Here is a 3,799-nt window from a genome sequence, read left to right as displayed (position 1 = left end):
GTCATGATCTCTCTCTTGGATTTATCCACGAGTTTTTTTATATATCTCTTTAAAACTCTTTTTTTTCTCTTCTGAAAATGTTTCACTCTATCACCTCCTTAGGGGAAATATTAACTGCACCGAAAAGGCTATGTGTTTTCACACTTTTTCTCGGAATTATGCTTTTTTGTAGAAAGTTTAATTAAAAAAAATTATAGGGTCCAGTTCAAATTTTTCGCAGATAATCTTCAATTGTTCCACGCTGAATGTTACCTTTCCATCCTTTAAATTATTTAGATGGTAAAAAAAATTTTGTTTTGTAATGCCCAGTAAAGGGTAAACTTCAGTGTATTTTATTCCCAGTTCTTTTTTAGCTTTAATTAAATCATGATACATATAATCACCTCTCGAATCAATTCTACATTATTGCAGAACAAAAGTCAAAAAAAATTTCACTGATTTTTAAAAAAAGTCGTGAAACTAGATTTAAATTTGTCTTTTTATTTTTTTCTTGAAATTTTATATTTTATATGGGACACTTATATATAAAATTTCAGAAACTGGAGGGGTACCAATGCTCAAAAAAATAATAAGCTTATTTTTCATATTAACCCTATCTCTATTTTCCCAAACCATTAACGGTAAAGTGACTTACGTCAGCGATGGAGATACTGTACATCTTGAATCAAGCGGCCAGAAATACAAAATAAGATTTTACGGAATAGACACCCCTGAAAAATCCCAGGAATTCGGACTGGAGGCAAAGGAATTTACACACGAAAGAATTTTCGGGAAAACTGTAGATGTAGATGTGAAAGATACAGACAGGTACGGGCGGAAGGTCGGGACAGTTTATTATGACGGAAAGGATCTCAATCTTGAATTGGTAAAAAATGGTTATGCCCATTGGTACGTGCAGTATGCTAAAAATGATAATCAACTAAAAATGGCTGAAAGCTATGCCAGAGAAAATAAACTAGGCTTATGGTCACGGCCTAACCCAGTAGCCCCTTGGGACTACAGAAAGGGTAATAACAGCTCCACGACTGCATCAACTAAAACAGTTAGCTCTAAAAAACTGGAAAATGTGGTTTATGTAACAAGAACCGGTAAAAAATATCATAGGTCCAGCTGCCAGCACGCTGCGAAAGCTACCAGGTCAATGCCAGCTTCTGAAGCTGTAGCACTCGGGTATGGGGCTTGTAAGGTTTGTAAGCCGTGACATAAAAAAAGAGCCCCATATAGGGGCTTTTGTTTATTATAGGAAGATAAAAATAGCTAACTAATCTTTTGTTTTAGGTCATTATACTGGGAGTAGATTATCTTTTTTTCTTTTTGAAGTCTTCCTACTAAGATCCCAGGATGGATTCCAAGTTTATCAGAAAATGCAGTAATAGTATTTTTGTCTATTCCAATTTCTAAAAATTTTCTATATTCTACATTTGGTATTAAACTTTCTTTTGCAAATTCGTCAGCTTCTCTTTCTATTTCAAGTTTTTCAGCTTCATTATTTTCAAAATTGATAAAAATATCTTTTTTATTATGATTTAATACGTGACCTAACTCATGGAAGAAACTAAACCAAAATATATCACTGCAATTGCCTTTTACACTGAGTAAGATCAAGGCTTTTTCCTTGCCCACCCATTTGGTCAATCCGCTTACAAATGTTTTTGGGAAATGTTTCTCTACTACGACTGCGATGCCAACTTCTGCACATAGATTTTTTAATTCTGAAATAGCATCTTCAAATCTCAGACGAGTCAGTTTTCTAAATTTCGGGATTAATTCTTTAATTTTAGCTTTGTTAAAGGGTTTTGTTTCGACTTCTAACGCTTTTAATTCGCCTATCCTTAACCAAGTAGCCATAGAATATTCACAGATTTCCTTGGACTCATCTTTTCTAAATAAAATTTCCACTTTATCAAACATATCTTTTTCTACATTGGGTAAAAAATTAAGTGAATCAACAGAAAAAAACCTTTTCAACTCTTCGATTACTTCCAATGCATTTTTGGTTCTTTTTATGTGATCTCTTTTGATCAACTCTAAGTAGGGTATTTTATTAGCTGTTTTTATTTCTTCTTCTGCATCCTCAAATTCGGATAAAATGCTAAGTTCTTCTCTGTACTCAACATCTAAATTTATCCAGAATTTTACTGAAGCTCCTAATACATTTTTTAACTTCGTAGCATTTTCATAAGTTATCCCAGTCTTTCCTTTGATCAACTCATTGATAGCTTTGGTAGTCATTCCCATTCTTTTTGAAAATTGAACTTGAGTCATTCCTCTGGCTTCAAGTTCCTCTCTTATGGTTTCACCTGGTAGAATAGGTAATACGTCAGGCTTCCTTATCGTTAACATCTTTTTTCCTCCTAGAAACATGTAATATTAATGATAATCTTCTATCTTTTCAATTCTGATCACGTTAATATTTTTATAGTTTTTTTCACCTGTGGGAACGGTAAATATCAATCTCCAGTTTGCTGTTAATTTCACTGCAAACTCTTCTTTTCTATCGCCATTAAGTTCATGCAACCCATTGCTTTGAAGATCTTTTATATCTTGAAGGGTTTCTGCTGCTTTAAACTTTTTAATCATTTTAACTAAATTTTTTCCAATTAAATCTCCGTATTTTGCTCTCGCTTTATTAGGGCTTTCACAGTATTTTTCCAATTTTTTATTTTTGTAGTTTAGGTCCATGCAGATTAACTCCTCAACTATTATTACTATAATTATAACATTTTTTATAATGAAAAACAACTTTTATTAACTCGACAGGTTAATGATTTTAAAATATATCAGTTCTTTATCAAGCTTTCTCCATGATCCAGATAACTTAAAATCTGTCCTCGATGATAACCAATAATTACTACCATCTCTGTTCATAATATGTTTTTACAACTCTCCCATTACACTTTAATACCTTTGGATTCAGCACGATAATGTCCTGCTCTTCTGGATTGAAAGATACCAGGTGAATTAAATTCTGTCTGTCTACTGTAAGCTGCTTAATAAAGGTCTCATCATTATAAGTAAATACACAGACCTTTCCGACAAGCTCTTCTATATCAGCGCACATATTGGGGTCAGCAAGGGCAACGGAACCGCATGGAATAGATTTTATCGGCCCGGTCATGGAATTTCCTTCTACCTTGACGGTGAACCTACCTTCCCTGTAGTCTTCTTTTGGGATAACAAATTCTTTAAGCTCTATATCCAAATTTAGATATCCAGGACCTGCAGAAGCAGTCCCATATAGTGGTACCTTTACAGTCTCTATTCTTCTTGCATTGCCTTTTGCATTTTCTATTTTAGAATACCTTTCAAATCTCTCGAGTTTATCAAGAATCTCAGGAGGGATCCTGTCCCTTAAAACTGCATCATGTATATTTTTTTTCTCCTGTTCAGTGAAATTAAAGGCTTTTATGAATTTTTCTATAAAGTCATCCTTGGGCAGTCTCCTGCCAGTTCTATAATGACCTATAGTTGGTACAGGTGTTTTAGTTTTATTAGAAATATATTCTAATTTATAATCATTTTTTTCCATGAACTCAATTAAAAATTTTCCAAAGTTTGTTTTCAAAAAAATCACTCCCTTTCTATATTATATTAAATTTTATACAAAAAAGTAAAAAAAAAATTGACTTTCATTATCCTAAAAGGTATAATTTTACTATAAGAGGTTTTTTAGTAGCTAGAAGTATTTTTTTTACCAACACATTATCCAAAGGAGGATAATTTACTTGTGTTTATTTTAACTCTTTACAAATATTTTTTATTTTTTATAGGGGGGCTGCTATGAAGACAGAATGCATAG

At 32.6% G+C, this 3,799-nt stretch carries 4 protein-coding genes; 1 reads left to right on the top strand and 3 read right to left on the bottom strand.

Features of this window, described 5'->3' with window-relative positions; all coding sequences use genetic code 11:
- Nucleotides 1-553: 553 nt before the first annotated feature.
- The gene (locus ABZA26_RS09860) at nucleotides 554-1,201 is read left to right on the top strand and encodes a thermonuclease family protein (protein ID WP_372714351.1); all 648 of its coding nucleotides are present in this window, start codon (nucleotides 554-556) and stop codon (nucleotides 1,199-1,201) included.
- A gap of 56 nt (nucleotides 1,202-1,257) precedes the next feature.
- On the opposite strand, the gene ABZA26_RS09855 is transcribed toward ABZA26_RS09860, so the two are convergent.
- From ABZA26_RS09855 to ABZA26_RS09845, 3 genes are all read right to left on the bottom strand, one after another.
- Nucleotides 1,258-2,343, bottom strand: a complete 1,086-nt coding sequence (locus tag ABZA26_RS09855) for a HigA family addiction module antitoxin (RefSeq protein WP_372714350.1) — start codon at nucleotides 2,341-2,343, stop codon at nucleotides 1,258-1,260.
- A gap of 27 nt (nucleotides 2,344-2,370) precedes the next feature.
- Nucleotides 2,371-2,682: a type II toxin-antitoxin system RelE/ParE family toxin gene (locus ABZA26_RS09850; RefSeq protein ID WP_372714349.1), complete on the bottom strand. Its 312-nt coding sequence runs from the start codon at nucleotides 2,680-2,682 to the stop codon at nucleotides 2,371-2,373.
- 169 nt (nucleotides 2,683-2,851) lie between these two features.
- Nucleotides 2,852-3,574, bottom strand: a complete 723-nt coding sequence (locus tag ABZA26_RS09845; protein ID WP_372714348.1) for a helix-turn-helix transcriptional regulator — start codon at nucleotides 3,572-3,574, stop codon at nucleotides 2,852-2,854.
- Nucleotides 3,575-3,799 lie beyond the last annotated feature (225 nt).

This window comes from Ilyobacter sp. (assembly GCF_041583315.1).
Lineage (GTDB): Bacteria > Fusobacteriota > Fusobacteriia > Fusobacteriales > Fusobacteriaceae > Ilyobacter.
This window is presented reverse-complemented; position numbering and strand designations above follow the sequence as displayed.

Coding starts and splice junctions, on each gene's coding strand:
- ABZA26_RS09860 (WP_372714351.1), top strand. CDS start 554: ATGCTCAAAAAAATAATAAGCTTATTTTTCATATTAACCCTATCTCTA.
- ABZA26_RS09855 (WP_372714350.1), bottom strand. CDS start 2,343: ATGTTAACGATAAGGAAGCCTGACGTATTACCTATTCTACCAGGTGAA.
- ABZA26_RS09850 (WP_372714349.1), bottom strand. CDS start 2,682: ATGGACCTAAACTACAAAAATAAAAAATTGGAAAAATACTGTGAAAGC.